We start from the raw sequence: 18,871 nt of genomic DNA, 5'->3' as shown, positions 1-18,871 counted from the left end.
GAACGCAACATTATTGCGTTTACAATACGTGTTTAAGTGTGTTTTTTTTGACCTCTTATGGCCAGAAACTGAGTTCATTTGACAAACTCAAGGTGTGTTAAGCCTACTTTTGTGTTTTATGAGGGCAATGGAATACTGGTTTGATTTTTGACATGTTTGAGTACAAAACTGGATTTAACACCTGAAATATGCTGGTTTGTGGTGAGCTTATCAAGCAAGAAGAGTTTAAATTGTTTCATATCGGCAACCAGCACTTTTAGCTGGTAATCGGCATCACTTCCCGTGAGAAGACTGCATTCTTGTACTTCATCGTAGTGAGATACTTTTTCTTCAAAGGCTTCCAATATGGCTTTGGAGTGTTTTTCTAATCTAATGTGCACATAGGCTGTGAGTGACAAATTAAAATGCTCAGGGGAAAGCAAGGTTGCGTATCCAGCAATATAGCCTGTTTCTTCTAACTGTTTTACGCGCCTAGAGCAAGGGGAGGCGGATAGGCCAACTTGTTCGGCTAACTCCTGATTAGACAGCTTACCTTGCCTTTGAAGTAGTTGTAAAATGGCTAGATCGATCTTATCGAGTTGTAGCTCTGCCATAGGTATTATATCTCTTATTTATCTTAATTTTAAGTTAAGTATACTGGTTATCTGTCAACATGAAGAGGCTGCATTCTTGTCACTGAGTGTCGGTTTGTTGTTTTCTCTTGCTCATCAGCTTAGCGTGGATCATTGTGAGGTAAGGAAAACTAATATGTATCACGAATAGTGACAATAAACCAATTGTGCCGCCAAGTATTGTTGAAGCCAACACATCTTGAGGCCAATGCATGCCCAGTAACATACGGCTAAAGCCCATACCAACACTCCAAATCACCAACAAACAGGGTAGGGCAAATAAACCAGCTAATAAGAAGTAATAACTGGTGATCATGGTTAAGGTTAGCGCGAATAGTGTATGTCCCGATGGAAAAGCAAAGCCAACTTCATGTTGCCAGTGTTGCTTAATAAGAGGCGAGAGAGTTAACTCAGAATAAGTTCCTTCGAGTTTATCGAGGGCGCTAGTTATCTCTGCTTTTCGCTGTGTTTTAGGGAGTGAGTAAAAGTGGTCTGTATTGAGTAGATATTGCGATGCTAACCAGGTGGTATTGGGCCTAGGTTCATAAAAGTAAGGCTTGAGATAGTTGTTTATGCTTAGGGTTGCACACATGCCCAGTGAGATAGCGAGAAACAAACGTGCAAACTGCGGTTTAGATAAGCTTTTGTAGCTTAAAAGTAATATAAATAATACGGTTGCAACACCATAGGGAGCAGTACCTGTTGAGGTTAACCAAAACAGTAGGTTAGCCATCATTGAATCCAGAGGTATGAGTGGAAATAGTGAGGTATTGAGCAGCAATAAAATGGCTGGGATAATAGCTAAAATTGCCCAGCCAAAAATCATGGGGGCAATAGGAGAGCGAATGGGTGTTGAAGTTAATTTCAAGAATAAGACCTTTTAGTGCGTTGATAAATCACGCGACTATGATGTCGCGTGATGATGTTAGTGTGATTTATAGGTTAACGGGCATCATGTTATTGCCAAGCTGTTAGTCACATAGATCCACTACCTAATAACGGGGTATTGAGTGTTATCTTACTCTGCGATATTTTTATGCCGTGTGATAAACATCAATATTAACAGGACGGTCAGTAGTAAACCTGTTCCCATTAAGAGTGCATAATCTTCAAGTTTGAGGATTGAGTAAAGTATTGCATAAAGGCTCGCTAACATTAAGGCAATTATCCCGCCTTTTTGGATACTTGCTGTGACACTTGCGACATAGGCAGATATCGCAATAAGTGCAATACTGGCCGCAATTGCATAGGCATAGTTGAAGTTCAAGTGCTCCGAGAGTGCGAGAAGTAGCAAATAAAATAAGGCAATCGCACAACCACTCAATAGATATTGGACCAGATTAAAGCGAGTGTGTTGACCCAGTTCAAATATCAGCAGTATGATAAAAGTCAGTACAATAAATAACATACCGTATTTGACTGAACGTTCAACTTTTCCATAGTGAGTGACAGGTTCAAAAAGTTGGCTATTAGCCTGTACTTCAGTGAGATCGATATCTTGATCGCGACTAAAGACCTGTGGGTAGTTGCGTGTTAGGTGGCTTATTTCCCAGTTGGCACTGAATCCAGTATCAGATATGTTTCTATTTGTGGGCAAAATACCATTGAAACTCGGATGGGGCCAATCTGTGGTGATGTGTATATCAGTATGTTCACCTAGAGGCAGTGCGCTGATCGATTGAGAGCCGCGTAGTGTGATCGAAAATTCAACGGCAAACTTTTCTTGTTTGAGATCGATTAAGATAGGTTGGTTAAAGCCCCGTTCTAAACCTTGTTGATGCTCTAAACCTGTGCCGGACATTATCCCAGCTTCATTTTTAGTGAGTAATATATCACCGTTGTCATTTAGAGTGGTTAATTGTTGTATTTTTTCAATAGCCTGATTGGCTGAGACGCCAAATACAAGGCGTGCTTTATCAGCTTGTAGTTCAAGGAGATTAGGTATATCGAATTTAGGTAGGACGAATTTAGCTGTGCCTGTTACGGCAGCATTGTAAACAAGAGATTGATATATTCCTCTTGAGCGGAAGTCGTGTTTAAGATCCATATTAAGTGATAAGTGTTTAGGAAGAACGACTAGCTCATTTTGATATTCGGATTTTAATTGTACTGGCTCACCGGCATCATTGATTTTTTCCTGTATCACTAGATAGCGGTAAGGGATGACAAGTGCAGGTCCAGATATGCGCTGCTGAGGCCCCCATGATTGACCTATTTCATTGACAACATCATGATAGAGATCTTGACGTTCAGATGTCATATTCATCACGATCCCCAATGGAATAGCTGATAGTAGTGACATGCCAACCAAAATGATTATTTTATGGGTGATATTACTGGTTGCTGTGGTGAATAAGCTAAACATGAGTGTATTTTATTTCCTTTGAGCTAGCGTATTTTCTAGTGGGTATTGAAACAAAATTTAGCGATGAAAGGGAGGCAGGCTGATGATCAATTGTGGCAAAAAAGAGGCAATGTTGGGTGAGAGTAAAGCAAAAGAGCCGGGAGTGGCTCTTTATGTTGCTGACTAGCAGATTCATCTTCCAATTTAGGTTAAGAAGGTTATTCTGCGGACTCTTCTTGTTCGCTTAGCTTTTTTTCAAGGGCATCGACTTGTGCCTGAAGGGTTTCTAGTTTTTCGCGGGTTTTTAATAATACGTGTTGTTGGACTTCAAATTCTTCGTGAGAAACAACATCTAATTTCATTAGTTGATTTTGCAGAATTTGTTTGGTTTTCTCTTCAAAATCACCTGCGAATTGTTTCAAGCCACTTGGTAGGTTTTCGCTTAGTTGCTTGGCAACGTCTTCGATTTTCTTTGGATTGAACATGGTCTATTTCCACCATAGCGTAGATAATTTAATGTAATTGAGATTGTACCTGAGCGTATAATTTTAAGAAACCTGCAAAGATATTAATTTGAATGCGAGCAATAAAAAAGACCCAGTTCAGTTAACCTGAGCAGGGTCTTTTTAGTGGCTTGCGACGCTATGTTATGAGGTGGATGCTATTTTCTCATCAAATTCTTCAAGAGGTATATGCCTTTCTGCTAGGTATGAATATATCACCGGTAGCACAAACAGAGTAAACACAGTACCAATCGCCAAACCTGATACGATCACGAGACCGATATTGAATCGAGCGATGGCACCTGCTCCAGCGGCAAATAACAGAGGAATAAGGCCTGCTATCATGGCCGCGGTGGTCATTAATATTGGACGTAAACGAACCGTAGCAGCAAGTGTAATAGCATCGATTTTACTGAGGCCATTATGCAGTTGTTCCTCTTTGGCCACTTCACACATTAAGATCCCGTGTTTAGTGATCAATCCCACTAAGGTGATGAGGCCAACCTGGGTGTAGATGTTCATTGATGACAGACCAAAGATATGGGTCCAACTCAGTGCGATTAATGCGCCACTGATTGCCAGAGGGACCGAGACTAAGATAACCAGAGGATCTCTAAGACTTTCAAACTGACTTGCTAAGACTAAGAAGATAATGGCCAGTGCTAAAGCAAAGGTGGCAAATAGCGCCGACCCTTCGGTGACATACTGACGGGCTTCACCTAAGAAGTCATAGTCATAACCTTTAGGAAGATCGTTATCACCTATGTTGGTTAAAAAGTCGATAGCATCTCCCATGGCTACCCCTGGAGTGGCTACCGCCCCAACAGTCAGCGCATTCATTTGATTAAAATGAGGCTGAGAGCGAGGCTCAGCGATCATGTCAACATCCACTAGACTTGATAGTGGAATAGAGCGGCCATCGGCGGCTTTTACGTAAAAGCCGTTGAGGGATTCAGGATTGGCGCGGTATTGGCGTACGACCTGAGGGATCACCTCATAAGATCGACCATCCATGTTAATTCGATTGACATAGCCATCACTCATCATGGCTGATAGCGTCTCGCCAATATCTTGCATCGTAATGCCATAACTCCCAGCAAGATCACGCTTAATATGGATTTTCATTGTGGCGGAGTCGAACTTGAGGTTGATTTCAGAATAGACAAATAAAGGACTTTTTTGTACTTTATCCAGGATACTACTGCCTATCTGGAATAGATTCTCAAACGTATGTGAAGTGGTGATAACAAACTGAATTGGCAAGCCACTAGATGCGCCAGGAAGTTCAGGCATTTGAAAGGTTGTAACCGCCATACCCGGGATTGCTTTGACTTCAGTTCCCAGTAACTTTTGTACCTCTTTCTGGCTTTTATCTCGTTCACTCCAAGGCACCAAGGGCGCAATACCGAAGGCTTGATTTGAGTTTGGGATCCCCACAAGGGCCAATGAAGCAGCCGATTCTGGCTGTGCACTAACAATGTCAGTCACTAATGCCATATTGGCTTGAATGTAATCTAAGTTAGCGGTTGATGGCGCAGTTCCCATCATCATGACGACACTTTTATCTTCATTGGGTGCTAACTCAGATGGAATGAAATAGAACATCACAGGCAGGGTCGCGAAGACAATGGCGGCGAAAGCGATGACAACAGGACGGTGATTCATCACTGCATTGAGCATGCTTTGATAGCGATTGGTGACGGCATTAAGCACCGTCTCAACACCGTGTTCAAAACGGTTAGGTTTTGTGTGTGGTTTTAAGATTTTGGAACACATCATTGGTGACAAGGTTAACGCCACAATCCCAGAGATGAATACTGCTCCAGCTAGGGTTAGTGCGAACTCTTTAAACAGTGAACCGGTGATCCCGCCCATGAGTGCTATGGGTGCATAAACGGCGGCCAAAGTGATGGTCATAGAAATAACTGGAACCGCTATTTCACGAGTGGCAATAATGGCCGCTCTAAAAGGAGGCTCACCTAATTTTATATGGCGGTCAACGTTTTCTACCACCACAATCGCATCATCGACCACTAAGCCGATAGCGAGCACCATGGCGAGCAGTGTCATCAAGTTTAAACTAAAACCGAATACCTGCATGATGACGGCGACCCCTATCAAAGAAAGGGGAATTGTCACGATAGGAATAACAACGGCGCGTAGCGAACCGAGAAACAGCGTGATCACAATAATCACAATTAATGCGGCTTCACCTATGGTGTGGATGACCTCATTAATTGACTCATCAATGGCCAGTGAAGAGTCATATAAAATATGGCTCTTCATTGAAACAGGTAAGCTACGTTCTATGTCAGGCATCATTGCGCGAGCATCGGCTGCGACTATTAATGGATTTGCGGTCGGTGTGACATCAAGCGCCACGACGACAGCCTCTTTACCATCAGCCAGGGCACGGTAGGTGTCGTGACTTTTCTCTAGACTGACTTTAGCAATATCGCCGAGACGAACCACTAGTCCTTCTTTACTGGTGATGATCAGTCGTTCTAGCTCTTTGACTGTGGCAACTTGGGTGTCAGCAGTGCCATTGAAAAGGGTAAATGTTCCATTGGCTTGACCTACAGCCGATTGGAAGTTATTGGCTTGTAGTACTTGTGTTACCTCTGATGCAGAGAGGCCAAATGCTCCCATTCTAGCTGGGTCTAGCCATATTCTCATGGCGTATTGGATACCGCCATAGAGATTGACTTTAGCCACACCATCAATGGTAAATAGTTGAGGTTTAACCACTCGTTCAAGATAATCAGTTATCTGACTTGAGTTAACTTTATCACTTGAAAAAGCGATATAAAGTACCGATGTCTGTGAGCCTGTTGACATATCAACGGTAGAGTCTTCGGCTTCTTTTGGTAACTGAGAACGAACCGAATTTACTTTGGCAAGTATGTCTGCTAAGGCACCGTTAGGATCGGTATTAAGCTTCATGTAAACGGTGATCTTTGAACTACCTAAGTAGCTTTCTGATGTCATGAAATCAACATTGTCTGCTTGAGCTAGTGCTTGTTCTAAAGGTTGAGTGATAAAACCTTGGATTAAATCTGCATCAGCCCCGTAATAACCGGTTGTCACAGTGACAACCGTGTTGGTCATTTCAGGGTACTCACGTACCTGCATGCTATTTAGGGAATTGAAACCTAAAAGTAACAATAAGAAGCTTATCGAGGCGGCGAGAACCGGCCTACGAATAAAAATGTCTGTAAAGCGCATTGCCAACTCCTGTTATAGTTGTGGCATAGTGGTTGGAGGAGTTATGGCGTTATCCTCGGTCACTTTGACTTTGCTGTTGTTATTGAGTCGTATTTGACCTGAAGTTACAATAATATCATTAGCGGCTAACTTGCCACTGACTAAGGCGTTATTACCATTACGCTCTAGCACTTCGATATTCAATTGTTGCACCCGTTTTATGGTTTCGCCTTTTTCTTCTGTTTCATAGAGCCGGTAGATGGAATTACCATAGAGAGTGAAGTTAATTGCGGTCTGAGGTAGGATAAATTGTTCTGTCATTTCAGGTAATTGCACTGCGACTCGGGCAAACATGCCACTGCGTAATTTGGTGTCAATATTAGGGATTGTGGCTTGGATCTGAATGAGACCACTTTGGTAAAAAACAGCAGGTTCGATTGCTGAAATTTGACCTTCAAAAGGATGCTCAGGGTAGGCATCGACATAGACGTAGATTGTTTGCCCTTTTGAGATGCGTGGTAATTGATTTTGTGGCACTGTGAAGCGGATTTTCATGGTGCTAATGTCTTCAAGGCGCACAATGTCGGTACCGACTTGAAGATATTCACCTAAGTTGACACTGCGTATGCCAACTAAACCTGCAAAAGGTGCATCTATTGCTCTACGGTCTATGGTGGCTGCAAGGCTTTCAATATCGGCTTGTAAAGTGAGGTACTTTGATTCGCTATTATCCAAATCTTGTTTTGACACTGAGTTCTGTTTGTAGAGCAAAGAGAGTCGTTTGTAGTCAGCTTTAGCTGCGGGTAGCTGTACTCGTTTACTTTTTAAGTTGGCCTTTTCAACTGCAGAATCGAGCAAGATAAGGTTTTGTCCAAGTTGGACTTCCGTGCCATTTTCGAAGTTGATATTAGAGATAGTCCCAGCCAGCTCATTGGCGATAGTCACGCCTTGGTTAGGCTCTACAAAACCGATGGCATTGATCGTGGGTTGCCATTTTTCAGTGGCAAGTGTCATGACTGTAACAGGTGATTCTTTTTCTGGCATATTGGCAATAGCATCGGCAATTTTGTTTTTTACCATGAGGTTAAAACCAATAACTGAGCCAAAGACGAGTAGTGCAATGATTAGCATTATCAGGGTCCATTTTTTCATTGTCCTGAACGCTCCTTTAATATTAGGTTGATGGTGTTGATTTTAGTAAGGTTTTCCAGCATATTTCGCAGGCAATTTCCAGTTCATTTTCATCGTATTTTATTTGTCCACGGCGTATACTTCTCGCCAATGCCATTGCTGGCTCCATAGATATAGAAAACAGGATCTTGTTGGATAAACGATGAAATTTATCCTGAGCTTTTCCTGTTTCGAAAAACTGATGTAACCCTCCAAAAATTGTTTTTTCAAAGGTTTGGTGTGGATCTGAATCTATCCCTGGGAGATGAATATATTGTTCATAACTCAGGGTTGTCGGGGTCCGTTGACTCGCAAAGTCGACCATGTTGAACCAGATACGTTGAAATTTTTGTTTTAAATCCCCATTCTGGCAATCGGCTAAAATGTATCTGGATACTTTGCAGAGCACGTTTTTTCTTAATTCAAAGATGAGTGCTTCTTTGTCTGTGAAATAACGGTAAATAGTCCCAGCAGAAATCTCTGCTTCAGTGGCTATTTTTTGCATAGAAAGCCCTTGCAATCCTTCTGCAGCAATGATTTTTTCGGTGGCGCTAAATATGCGTTCTCGCTTATTATCCATATCGTCTTTTTATAGGACCATGAAAATGAATGAACGTTCATTCATTATTTTAAACTACCTAAAACACGTTAGCAATGGGTCACTGATATTCGATATAGAGGATGTAGGGAGAATTTCTGGTATGATCGCCAGTTATTCATATCGTGATCCTTAACATGACTTTACATGTTCGTGTTGAAATTTTTTTGAGCATAAGTGACTTGGTAAAAGTAAAACAATGAAGCTAAACACCGGACAAAATGACGCTGTTCACTATGTATCAGGTCCTTGCCTAGTACTTGCTGGGGCAGGTAGTGGCAAAACACGGGTGATCATTAATAAGATAGCCTATTTAGTACAGAAATGTGGCTATCAGGCGCGGACAATTGCCGCGGTGACTTTTACCAATAAAGCCGCTCGTGAGATGAAGGAGCGTGTGGCTAAGTCTATGGGTCGTCAAGAGGCGCGTGGATTATGGATATCGACTTTTCATACTTTAGGACTGGAAATCATTAAGCGTGAGCATAAAGTCATAGGGTTAAAGCCAGGCTTTTCATTATTCGACGATCAAGATTCTCTGGCTTTACTTAAAGAGCTTACCGAAGATGAATTTGATGGTGACAAAGATTTGCTTAAAAATCTCATGTCAGCAATTTCTAATTGGAAAGGCGATTTGGTGGTGCCAGATAAAGCGTTAAAGATAGCGAAAGATAAGCAATCACAAGATTTTGCTATTTTATATCAACGCTATGCTAAGCATCTGAAGGCGTATAATGCGTTAGATTTTGATGATCTTATTTTGATCCCCACTTTATTGCTTAGGCACAATAAAGAGGTCAGGGATAGGTGGCAGCAACGTATTCAATATATGCTGGTGGATGAATATCAAGACACTAACACGAGTCAATATGAATTAGTTAAGTTACTTGTGGGAGAGCGAGCACGATTTACTGTGGTAGGAGACGATGACCAATCTATTTATTCCTGGCGTGGGGCTAAACCTCAGAATTTGGTGTTACTTGGTACTGATTTTCCTAAGCTTAAATTGATTAAATTGGAACAGAATTATCGTTCCAGCCAACGAATTTTACGCGCTGCTAACATACTTATTGCTAACAATCCACATGTTTATGATAAGACATTATACAGTGAGCTTGCCTATGGTGAGCCGTTAAGAGTATTGATAGCGGCCAACGAGGGTCAGGAGGCTGAGCGTGTGATTGCCGAAATGATCCGTCATAAATTTATGGGTAAAACTCAATTTGGTGATTACGCCATACTTTATCGTGGTAATCATCAGTCTCGCTTGCTTGAGCGTGCATTAATGACTAACCGTATTCCTTATAAGTTAAGTGGTGGAACTTCATTTTTCGGGCGAGCCGAGATTAAAGATATTATGGCTTACTTAAGGCTAGTGGTGAATCCCGATGATGATAATGCTTTTTTACGTGTGGTGAATTTACCAAAACGTGGGATAGGTCCCTCTACACTTGAGCGTTTAGGCAGTTATGCCAATGAGCGTCATATTTCAATGTTTGAAGCGATTTTTGAGGCTGAACTTAATCACCATCTAACCCCTGCGGCGATGGGGGCTTTGTATCAATTTGGTCAGTTCGTTATCGATACCAGTGAGAAGGCGACCCGTGGCGATCCCGTTGATGCCGTTAAGCACCTTATTCGTAGCATTAATTATGAAGATTATTTGTATGAGACCAGCACGAGTGCTAAAGCGGCAGAAATGAGAATGAAAAATATCTCGGAACTGTATCGTTGGGTAACAGAGATGCTGCAAGGTGATGAGTTAGATGAGGGAATGACCTTAGCGGAAGTGGTTACACGTTTGACATTGCGGGATATGATGGAGCGTAATAACGAAGATGAAGGTGGAGATCAAGTACAGTTGATGACCTTGCATGCTTCTAAAGGATTGGAGTTTCCATACGTATTTATTGTTGGTACTGAAGAACGAATACTCCCTCATCAAAGTAGTATTGATGAAGGTAATGTGGAAGAAGAGCGTCGTTTAGCGTATGTGGGGATCACTCGAGCTCAAAGAGAGCTGTGGTTTGTTTTGTGTCGTGAACGGCGGCAGTTTGGTGAGACCATGCGTTGTGAGCCTAGTCGCTTCTTGATGGAATTACCTCAAGATGATTTAATCTGGGAGAATCGTAAGCAGGTTCAAAGTGAGGAACAACGCCAACATACTGGAAAGTCTAACATTGCAAATTTAAGAGACATGTTTAAGAAGTAGCTAAGTTAGCTTAGCTGATCTGACTTTTCATGCATCAATGAGTGAAGATGCTTCGTTAAGGCGCAGTACTTTGCCCAAATATTTTCCTTGCCCCTGCTTGAACCCAATCTTTTCAAAAGTTTTTTGTTGATCCTCTGAACTGATCCCGTCGACAAAGACATTTAGTTCAAGTGCTTGAGCTGTTAAAAAATATGCGTTGAGTAATTTAGTATGTTGCTCACTGTCAAGGTGAGTAGCATAACTTGGATCGAGTTTTAACCCTTGTAGAGGTAAGAAGGTTAGGCTGCTCAATGCGCTATGGGCACTGCCATAGCCACTGAGTGCTAAATTAACATTTAATTTAGTGAGTTGTTCAAAAGCATAAATGTGATTATCGGTATCCAAGATATAATCCTGTTCATTGAAAAAAAGCCAGAGTTGCTCACTTTTAAAACGGCTTTGCTTCAGTTTATTTTTGAGTAATCTTAATGCGTGCTTATGCTTTAAATGTTGACCAGAGATATTAAGATGAATAGGTAAGCGATTGAGTGATATTTCTTGTAATCGAGAATATTCATGATTTAGGCTTTCGAGTAAAAATATATCAAGATCAGCGGTTAAGCCGTAATGTTCGGCAATATTCGACAATTTTACTTGTTTAATTTTACCTAAGTAAGGGTGGTTCCAGTAGATGCGGGGTTCTAACGCTAATGTTTTTCCTGTGCGTAGATCTTGAATGGGCAAATAGCTAATCAACAAAGAGCGACTGGAGATCGCATTGCGAAGTTCCTGTTCTAGTTGGATATCATGATTAAATTGCTTATGAGATTTATCATCGAAAATCACATAGCATCCTTTGCCGTTCGATTTAGCCTGATACATTGCAGCATCTGCATCACGCAATAAAGATTCGCTAGTATCCGCTTTGTAATGGCTAAATGCTATGCCAATACTTGCGCCAGATTTAAACTGTTGATTGGCGAGCTTGTAAGGTTCAGCTAAACCGATGAGTACACGTTTTGCGACTTCTTTAGCGTCTTGAATTTCATTTACTCTGTCGAGTAAGATGACAAATTCATCACCCCCAATTCGACCTAATGTATCATTTTCTCTAATACATAATTTGAGTCGTTTTGAGGTTTCGATAAGAAATCGATCACCTTCAAGATGACCTAACGTATCATTAATTAATTTAAAGCGGTCTAAATCGATAAACATGAGGGCAAAACGATCGTGCTTATGCCTGCGAGTATGTTTAACGGCTTGAGATAGCTTTTCCATAAACATGGCGCGATTAGGCAGACCTGTTAGCGTGTCATGGTTGGCATCATGAACTAATTGCTGTTCTATTTGTCGTCTTTTAGTTATTTCTTGTTCTAAATCTTGGTTGAGTAAGGCCAGTGTCTGAGTGCGTTCAATGACCTTAACTTCGAGTTGTTCATCATTGGATATTAATGATAGATCAGATAATTTACGTTCAATAGCACTGGCGATATGTTGTGAGACGAAAGTGAGTAGATTAAGATCATTTTCCTGATATTGTGGTGTGGTGTCGGTGCTGTAAATCGTTAATACACCACCCACTTTTTTATGAATAAATAGAGGAATGCCAATCCATTGATTGATCTTTTTAGCGCTATTGAGTTCTGGCATCGTTGAGTATATTTCATGCGAATCAATGAGGGATTGAATATCACTATTTTGCAGAAGCAATGGCTTGCTACTGTTAATGGCGTACTCTGTTAATCCATCCCCCATTTGTCTGCAGGCAGGTGATGAACTGTTATTTTGATTGACATAAAATGGAAAGTTGATCATTGAACCCTGTTCGTTTAATAACGCAATATAACAATTTTTCGCAGGCATTAAACGGCTAATAATCCGATGCATTTCTAAATATAAGGTGGTTGTTTCAATGCTGGAATTTGCCAAATTTGCGATTTCAAACAGTGATTTTTGCAGCTGTTCGGCTCGGTGCCTTTCGTATGCTTGGTGTTTGAGTTGATGGTGGGCTAAGCTCAATTTTTCAGTTTGTTGTACTATGGCCAGTTCGAGTTGTTCTTGATGTTGAAACCTTTCCATTGCATTGGAAATTTGATGACTAACAAAGTTGAGTAATTCGATTTCCCTATAGGTAAAATTAATATTTTTAGCGTAGCTTTGAATAACAAGGACCCCTAGGGTTTTATTATTTCTCTTGATTGGCACTCCGAGCCAATGGTGGCATTTAGTTCCTAGACTTTCTATTTGCTTATTGAAAATGAGTTGATCAAATTGGTCCTCGTCACAGAGTAGAGTTTCTCCCGTCTTAAGTACATAACCTGTCAGGCCGTTAAGGAGTTTTTTAGCGCTATGCTTGTGGTGATCGATTTCAATAGGGTTAGTGTCTTTTTCATCAAGAAAAAAGGGAATTGCAAGCCTGTTACTTTGCAGGTTGAGTAAAGCGACAAAGAAATTATTAGTAGGTAGTAATGCTTTGATTGAGTGATGGACCCCGGCATAAAATTCTGAAGAAGAATGTGCAGTTGTCGCCAGTTTTGATAATGCTAACAGTCTATTAGGTGTAACTTCTGTTCGTGTATATTTAAGAGCTAAATTCTTTAAACGTGTCATCCTTTTGTGCAGAAGCTCAAATTCATATTGTGAATATTGAGTTGATTTATCCCTAAACATAGTATTCGCCAATCGCTATTTTTTATTTGATGGATCTAGCATGTGGACTCATTTCTGATGTAATAAATATAAATAGCATGAAAAAGAATCATAGCCAAGACATTTGCTTGATACATTTTGAGGACAGAGCATATTCAGTGAAGAAAACTGACCTAATGAGCTAAAAGTTGAGCAAACAGACACATTATTCGTATAAAGCTATAGACGGCGGAGCAAATAATCAATATTATGTGCCTCGCTAACAAGGTAGGCACCCATAGCTCAGCTGGATAGAGCGCACCCCTCCGGAGGGTGAGGCCGAGGGTTCGAATCCTTCTGGGTGCACCAGAATGAGTAGAACACTAAGTTAGCAGTAAGTATTATTGAAATAGTCAGTGGTGATTGTAGCTCAGTTGGTAGAGTCCCGGATTGTGATTCCGGTTGTCGTGGGTTCGAACCCCATCAGTCACCCCATTTCAATTGATATAGCATTTATTTTGATAATATAGTTCTAATGTAACAAATTACGGTGATTAGCGCAGCCCGGTAGCGCATCTGGTTTGGGACCAGAGGGTCAGAGGTTCGAATCCTCTATCACCGACCAAATATTAAAATATTGAATTTTATTCAGTATTTTACAGAAAAGAATCTGGGTAATAAGCGGAGAGATATAGCGAATTCAGATTTGACATAAAAATAAATCAAAAATTACGGTGATTAGCGCAGCCCGGTAGCGCATCTGGTTTGGGACCAGAGGGTCAGAGGTTCGAATCCTCTATCACCGACCAAATTTTAAAAGCCTTCTGATAAATCAGAAGGCTTTTTTTGTGGCAAAATTAAATCAAGTATTTGCTTATTAGATTAATAAACCGTTTTTTACCAAAACGGCTTAGACGTTAATCTTCAATATCAGTTGGAGGAAAAATATACCCCATAAAGGCATTGGTTTTCATTGGGACAAAACGTTCTAGCTGAGGTATTTCTTCAATACCTGTGACAATAATGTCAATGTCTAACCCTCGTGCGACATTGATGATTGCACGGCAGAGTTCACCGCTATGCTCACTTTCATCATAATAGGCAAAAGACTGGTCTAGCTTGACATAACTAGGTCTAAGCTCCTGTAAATAGGACATAGAGCCAAATTGATGACCGAAGTGATCGATACCAAAATGGGCTCCATTCTCTCGAATGATGTTACAAATGGAATGACAGGAATCAGGATCACTATTGATCCCAGCTTCTGGAATATCGAAACACATCCGCTCAGACAGTGGAGTTGAGCGTAAAAAGGTATTTAGCCATTCATGGAATTTAGGATCACTTAAGCTTTGGAAAGTTAAGTTGATTGCAATGGGTTCTTTATGCCTATTGAGTAGGTTTTTTTCATGTATATCTTCAATCAAGCATTGATCCAATAGTGAACCTAAAGACAGTAATTCAACATAGGGCATAAATTGGCCTGCATGTATTATTTTATCCCCCATATTGAGTTGGCAATAAAGTTCTCTTTGTAAAATATGATCACTGTCATTTAGCTGCACTGGTTGCCACTTAAAATTAAATTGACGTTTTTTAATCGCAACACTTAAATGTTCACGCCATTGTTCTCGTGTGAATAATTGCTTTTGATTGGTTTCAAACCAATGGAAGACTTTATTTTCATTAACCGCTTTTTGGAGAGCGTTGTCTGTTTGGGCTAATATGTCAGAAACTGACATTTGTCCTATGCGTTCTGCGACACCAATAGCAAAGTTTTCATTAGATTTACATCCTGCTTTAGACATTTCCTGATTGATGGTTCGTATTAAGGTCTGTAAATATTTACTGGTCTGATCATGTTCAGAATTGGTGATTAAAAAGGCAAATTCATAGGCTGCTATGCGTGCGATGATAGAGCCAGTCACTTCATTTAAATGTTCTGTCATTTTTTCTGAGAGTAATTTAATGGTTTCGTCCCTAACTTGATAACCATACTTACTATGGATCTCTTCTAACCAGTCAAACTTAGCCATTATGAGCGCACCATTGGCGGGTTCCTGAAGCCAACTATTTAAACGCCCCATCATATACAAGCGGTTTGGCAACCCTGAAACTTGGTCGACTAAGTTCTTTTTACGCAGTTCTCCGATTTCTTCATCAATAGAATTAAATAATTGTTTCAACTGTTCCGACATACTATTAAAGGCTAGCACGACAGATTTGAGCTCTGCAGTATTGGGTACTCGCAGACTAGGGCCAAACTTACGTTGAGCTATTTCTTTTGCGTGTAGTGCTATTTCATTAAGTGGTTTTAGTATCCATGTTAATCCTACTCTTGCCAGTACGATAGCAATAAGAAATAGAATAGAGAAAACAATGATAGCATTCGTCATGGTGCGCCATAGCTCATGGTAACCAAAGCCTGGGTGGGCGGTGATTTCTAATTTAGCGAGCTGAAGCCAACCTGAAGTTATCGTGCTCTCTTTTTTAATGGTTTGGAAGAACCCTAGATTGATAAACCATTGAGGTACGCCTTGAATATTTAGGGGGTTATCCCATGTTTGTTGATTACCGTCGACGAGCCAGGTTAATTTTACTTGTTGATAATACCCACCTTCGAAGATGACATTAATCAGGGTTTCGGCAGCGACAATATCACCCGCTTCAAGATCTGGAACTAGCATGATCCCTAGTGAATTACTGGTATTGTTGAGATCAGATTCCATTTGCTTGGTTAAGAAATTCTGGGTTTCAATGAATTGTATATAGCCTAAACTAGCTACCACCAGTAAGAAGAGGCCGAACAGTAGTGAGTATATCTGTCGAAACAGTGTCATCTTGTTAACTACTCCAATTTTAATTTGGGCTTTCTGAGTCTTTCGACACCCAATCTGTTTTTGAGATCGTTCCATTTGGCAAGCTTTTTAGATGAGCCTGCTAGAACCCCTCGTCCTTTTTCTTTGTTAAGCCAAAGTTGCCGACCATTAAAACTGTATACTGGGAGCAAATCTTTTCTTTGTGTTGCTGGTTTAATTTTTTTATCTAAATTATCCAGTACTAAAGGGATAGAACCTGGAGACTCATAATACGCGAGAACCATATGATATTGGTTCACAGATGTTGCTTTGACCATTGTTATCCGTAACTTATCTTCTGCTACACCCAACTGGAGTAACGTGAAGTATTTAGCAATGGAGAAGTCTTCACAGTCACCACCATTGACTCCGATAAATTCCATTGGCGTTGCCCAGTAATTTTTATCTCCCCAGAGCTTTATATCATCGACAAAACGAAATAAATTAAAGAAATTATTGACCTTAGTTATCTTCTCTTTTTCATGTAGACTTTTTGCTTCGTCCAACACCTTAAACCACGCTTTAACTCGCTTACCGGCTCGTTGACCATATCTTGACTCGAGCGTTGACGTTATGTGCGCCTTATCGAGTTTTTGTGTTGGAGAAGCATAAAGACAAGACGTCACTAACATCACAGCGATTAAAGAAAATCGACAGACTTTTATATAAGTTAAATTATGATTAAGTCTGGCGTTCATGATGTTAGATTAAGTTCCTTATTCTATTTTTTCATCTACCGAATAGATATGCCATTTCATATTCACTGTACTATCTTCACCTTTAGCCTCAGCGATAACTCGTCTATTTTGAGTGTGAGCTATGTCTGTGTCGCTGGTGTCTATGGGTTTATCGAAGCTGTATCCAATAGCAATAAGTCTATCAGATAGTATGCCAAAGCGTTGGTTAAGTTCTGTTGTCACAGCATTAGCTCTATTTTGGGAAAGGGTCAAGTTATGATCGTAAGACCCTGTTTTACTGCAATGACCTTCGATGGTTATTTTAGTATTAGGGAAATCACGCATAAATGTTGCTATGGCCTCAATTTGATCATAGTACATAGGGTCGATGTAATAAGAGTCATTAGCGAATAAAATATTCAGTGCTTTATTTTCATAAAGTGGCTGAGTTTTTTTACAGCCATAGTTGTCAATTTCTACGCCTTTAAGGGTGTCATTACAGCGTTCTCGAGCTAGGATAACACCATCTTTATCATGATCATTGAGGTCGTTTACTTGATTTGTAGCTGTGTCCATAGTGGCGATATCTCTCATGGAACAGGCTGATAATAGGACGATGCTTAATAGTAGAGTGAATGTTCTCATTGGTTTACTCCTCCTTCGTAGTTTCGTTCACCTTGCCATATCTCTGGACGAGTGACTCTTAATGATTCCAGTAGTCTGCCTGTTGAATTTAATACTCTGTATTCTGAAATGATTTGGTCATATTCGGCTTCTAAGTAATCTTTACGAGCTTCGAATAGTTCATTTTCAGTATCGAGTAAATCGAGGAGTGTACGTTGGCCTAAGTTGAACTGTTGGCTATAGGCTATTTGTGTGTCTTTGGCTGCAATAACATGATCTCGAATATACATCTTCTGTGGTTCGAGGAGTTCATACGCATTCCAAGCAAGGTTAACGCCCTCAACAACTTGGCGGTATGCGCGTTGGCGGACTTCTTTTGCTTCACCGATCTTATAAGCGGCTTCTTTTTCTCGAGCAAGATCTTTACCGCCAGAGAAGAGGTTGTATTTTATTCTAACCATGGCAATGAGATCGTTACTGTGGCCGCCGACATTTGCACTAGCAATAGAACTAAAGCCGTCTTCGCCCGCTAAGTTATTGTCCCAGTTACCCGCTAGATCAAGAGAGAGCTGAGGATAATAATTAGACTGTGCTGATGACTTTTCATTTTTAGCTGCTTCGATATCATTAGTAGCAGATTTTAATATTGGATGATTCTCTTGAGCGATTTGAATACTTGTATTGAGATCTTTTGGCATCATATCATCATCAGGCACGGGGACAATTAAGTCTTCGGGTGCTGATTCTACTACGGTTATAAACTGAGCTTTAGCATCATAAAAATTATTTTTGGCAGAGATTAGATTGGCATTTGCACGGGCTAAACGTCCAGTTATTTGCGATAAATCGGCAATGGAACCTAAACCTGAGTCGGTTCTTTCTTTAATTTGGCCATAAATATCTTGGTGGCTCACGATGTTCTTTTCGGCTAGCGTCATCACCTGCTCAGTTCGAATATAATTGATATAAACCCGTGTTACATCAAGGGCGATATCTTCTGCAGCTGAGAATAGTGCCCATTGATCGGCGCTGGCTTCAAAACTGAATCTATCGACTTCGCTACTGGTGTAAAACCCATCGAATAACATTTGTTTAATGCTAAAACCAGCTTCTCCTCGTTCAAGTTCGATAACACCATCAGCATCGACGTCACCTTGGTTTTTCTTGCGGCGACTCGAAGGGCTATTTGTTTGTTCCCAGCCATAGCCACCGCTAAGGTCTACATTAGGCATGTAACCAGCAAAAGCTTGATTGACCTGTTCTTCGCGAGCTTTAAAGCGATTAAAGGCAATACGGATCTCAGGATTAGTATCCAGAGTATGAGCAACAGCTTGTTCCAGTGTTTGGCTATAAGCTGATGTTGACATGAGCAGTGTGCTAATAGCTAATGCTATAGCGCTGTGCGTTAATCGACAAGTTTTACCTGTGTTCATGTTATTAATCCCTCCTGATTGAATGTT

At 40.6% G+C, this 18,871-nt stretch carries 13 protein-coding genes and 4 tRNA genes; 5 read left to right on the top strand and 12 right to left on the bottom strand.

What is annotated here, in order from left to right; translation table 11 throughout:
* Nucleotides 1–116 precede the first annotated feature (116 nt).
* The 7 genes from HQQ94_RS21620 to HQQ94_RS21590 all read right to left on the bottom strand — a co-directional run bounded on the left by HQQ94_RS21620 (nt 117) and on the right by HQQ94_RS21590 (nt 8,412).
* Nucleotides 117–593, bottom strand: coding sequence for an Lrp/AsnC family transcriptional regulator (locus tag HQQ94_RS21620; RefSeq protein WP_173296347.1), 477 nt, complete (start codon nt 591–593; stop codon nt 117–119).
* A 79-nt stretch (nt 594–672) separates the two neighbouring features.
* Complete coding sequence (locus HQQ94_RS21615; RefSeq protein ID WP_173296766.1) at nt 673–1,437, bottom strand: phosphatase PAP2 family protein; 765 nt, start codon at nt 1,435–1,437, stop codon at nt 673–675.
* Nucleotides 1,438–1,629: 192 nt separating this feature from the next.
* Nucleotides 1,630–2,976, bottom strand: a complete 1,347-nt coding sequence (gene creD, locus HQQ94_RS21610) for a cell envelope integrity protein CreD (protein ID WP_173296346.1) — start codon at nt 2,974–2,976, stop codon at nt 1,630–1,632.
* 197 nt (nt 2,977–3,173) lie between these two features.
* A complete protein-coding gene (locus HQQ94_RS21605; protein WP_173296345.1) occupies nt 3,174–3,440 on the bottom strand; it encodes an accessory factor UbiK family protein in 267 nt (88 codons plus the stop codon).
* A gap of 162 nt (nt 3,441–3,602) precedes the next feature.
* A complete protein-coding gene (locus HQQ94_RS21600) occupies nt 3,603–6,683 on the bottom strand; it encodes a multidrug efflux RND transporter permease subunit (RefSeq protein WP_173296344.1) in 3,081 nt (1,026 codons plus the stop codon).
* Between the two features lie 12 nt (nt 6,684–6,695).
* A complete protein-coding gene (locus tag HQQ94_RS21595; RefSeq protein WP_173296343.1) occupies nt 6,696–7,814 on the bottom strand; it encodes an efflux RND transporter periplasmic adaptor subunit in 1,119 nt (372 codons plus the stop codon).
* 22 nt (nt 7,815–7,836) lie between these two features.
* Complete coding sequence (locus HQQ94_RS21590) at nt 7,837–8,412, bottom strand: TetR/AcrR family transcriptional regulator (RefSeq protein ID WP_173296342.1); 576 nt, start codon at nt 8,410–8,412, stop codon at nt 7,837–7,839.
* Nucleotides 8,413–8,629: 217 nt separating this feature from the next.
* Here HQQ94_RS21590 and rep point away from each other — a divergent pair, with 217 nt between their 5' ends.
* Nucleotides 8,630–10,642, top strand: a complete 2,013-nt coding sequence (gene rep / locus HQQ94_RS21585; RefSeq protein ID WP_173296341.1) for a DNA helicase Rep — start codon at nt 8,630–8,632, stop codon at nt 10,640–10,642.
* A gap of 27 nt (nt 10,643–10,669) precedes the next feature.
* Here rep and HQQ94_RS21580 read toward each other — a convergent pair whose 3' ends face one another.
* Nucleotides 10,670–13,294, bottom strand: coding sequence for a diguanylate cyclase domain-containing protein (locus tag HQQ94_RS21580; RefSeq protein WP_173296340.1), 2,625 nt, complete (start codon nt 13,292–13,294; stop codon nt 10,670–10,672).
* Between the two features lie 250 nt (nt 13,295–13,544).
* Here HQQ94_RS21580 and HQQ94_RS21575 point away from each other — a divergent pair.
* The 4 genes from HQQ94_RS21575 (at nt 13,545) to HQQ94_RS21560 (ending at nt 14,061) form a co-directional block, all read left to right on the top strand.
* Nucleotides 13,545–13,621, top strand: a tRNA-Arg gene (locus HQQ94_RS21575).
* 50 nt (nt 13,622–13,671) lie between these two features.
* Nucleotides 13,672–13,747 (top strand) — tRNA-His (locus HQQ94_RS21570).
* 53 nt (nt 13,748–13,800) lie between these two features.
* Nucleotides 13,801–13,877 (top strand) — tRNA-Pro (locus HQQ94_RS21565).
* 107 nt (nt 13,878–13,984) lie between these two features.
* A tRNA-Pro gene (locus HQQ94_RS21560) sits at nt 13,985–14,061 on the top strand.
* A gap of 108 nt (nt 14,062–14,169) precedes the next feature.
* Here HQQ94_RS21560 and HQQ94_RS21555 read toward each other — a convergent pair.
* Genes HQQ94_RS21555 through HQQ94_RS21540 form a run of 4 tightly spaced genes read right to left on the bottom strand, consistent with a single transcriptional unit; the run spans nt 14,170 to nt 18,844 of the window.
* Nucleotides 14,170–16,092: an EAL domain-containing protein gene (locus HQQ94_RS21555; RefSeq protein WP_173296339.1), complete on the bottom strand. Its 1,923-nt coding sequence runs from the start codon at nt 16,090–16,092 to the stop codon at nt 14,170–14,172.
* Between the two features lie 8 nt (nt 16,093–16,100).
* Nucleotides 16,101–16,808 (bottom strand): transglutaminase-like cysteine peptidase, encoded by a 708-nt coding sequence (locus HQQ94_RS21550; protein WP_173296338.1) that lies wholly within the window; start codon nt 16,806–16,808, stop codon nt 16,101–16,103.
* Between the two features lie 18 nt (nt 16,809–16,826).
* Nucleotides 16,827–17,432 (bottom strand): OmpA family protein, encoded by a 606-nt coding sequence (locus HQQ94_RS21545; protein ID WP_173296337.1) that lies wholly within the window; start codon nt 17,430–17,432, stop codon nt 16,827–16,829.
* Entirely contained in the window at nt 17,429–18,844 is a 1,416-nt protein-coding gene (locus HQQ94_RS21540) for a TolC family outer membrane protein (RefSeq protein ID WP_173296336.1), read from the bottom strand. The genes HQQ94_RS21545 and HQQ94_RS21540 overlap by 4 nt, the downstream gene beginning before the upstream one ends.
* Nucleotides 18,845–18,871 lie beyond the last annotated feature (27 nt).

It is taken from the genome of Shewanella sp. VB17, assembly GCF_013248905.1.
GTDB lineage: Bacteria > Pseudomonadota > Gammaproteobacteria > Enterobacterales > Shewanellaceae > Shewanella.
The sequence above is the reverse complement of the archived record's forward strand: the minus strand, read 5'-3'. Positions and strand labels throughout refer to the sequence as shown.

Bases quoted from the DNA above. Each gene is read 5' to 3' on its own strand.
- HQQ94_RS21620 (WP_173296347.1), bottom strand. From the start codon at position 593: ATGGCAGAGCTACAACTCGATAAGATCGATCTAGCCATTTTACAACTA.
- HQQ94_RS21615 (WP_173296766.1), bottom strand. From the start codon at position 1,437: ATGATTTTTGGCTGGGCAATTTTAGCTATTATCCCAGCCATTTTATTG.
- creD (WP_173296346.1), bottom strand. From the start codon at position 2,976: ATGTTTAGCTTATTCACCACAGCAACCAGTAATATCACCCATAAAATA.
- HQQ94_RS21605 (WP_173296345.1), bottom strand. From the start codon at position 3,440: ATGTTCAATCCAAAGAAAATCGAAGACGTTGCCAAGCAACTAAGCGAA.
- HQQ94_RS21600 (WP_173296344.1), bottom strand. From the start codon at position 6,683: ATGCGCTTTACAGACATTTTTATTCGTAGGCCGGTTCTCGCCGCCTCG.
- HQQ94_RS21595 (WP_173296343.1), bottom strand. From the start codon at position 7,814: ATGAAAAAATGGACCCTGATAATGCTAATCATTGCACTACTCGTCTTT.
- HQQ94_RS21590 (WP_173296342.1), bottom strand. From the start codon at position 8,412: ATGGATAATAAGCGAGAACGCATATTTAGCGCCACCGAAAAAATCATT.
- rep (WP_173296341.1), top strand. From the start codon at position 8,630: ATGAAGCTAAACACCGGACAAAATGACGCTGTTCACTATGTATCAGGT.
- HQQ94_RS21580 (WP_173296340.1), bottom strand. From the start codon at position 13,294: ATGTTTAGGGATAAATCAACTCAATATTCACAATATGAATTTGAGCTT.
- HQQ94_RS21555 (WP_173296339.1), bottom strand. From the start codon at position 16,092: ATGACACTGTTTCGACAGATATACTCACTACTGTTCGGCCTCTTCTTA.
- HQQ94_RS21550 (WP_173296338.1), bottom strand. From the start codon at position 16,808: ATGAACGCCAGACTTAATCATAATTTAACTTATATAAAAGTCTGTCGA.
- HQQ94_RS21545 (WP_173296337.1), bottom strand. From the start codon at position 17,432: ATGAGAACATTCACTCTACTATTAAGCATCGTCCTATTATCAGCCTGT.
- HQQ94_RS21540 (WP_173296336.1), bottom strand. From the start codon at position 18,844: ATGAACACAGGTAAAACTTGTCGATTAACGCACAGCGCTATAGCATTA.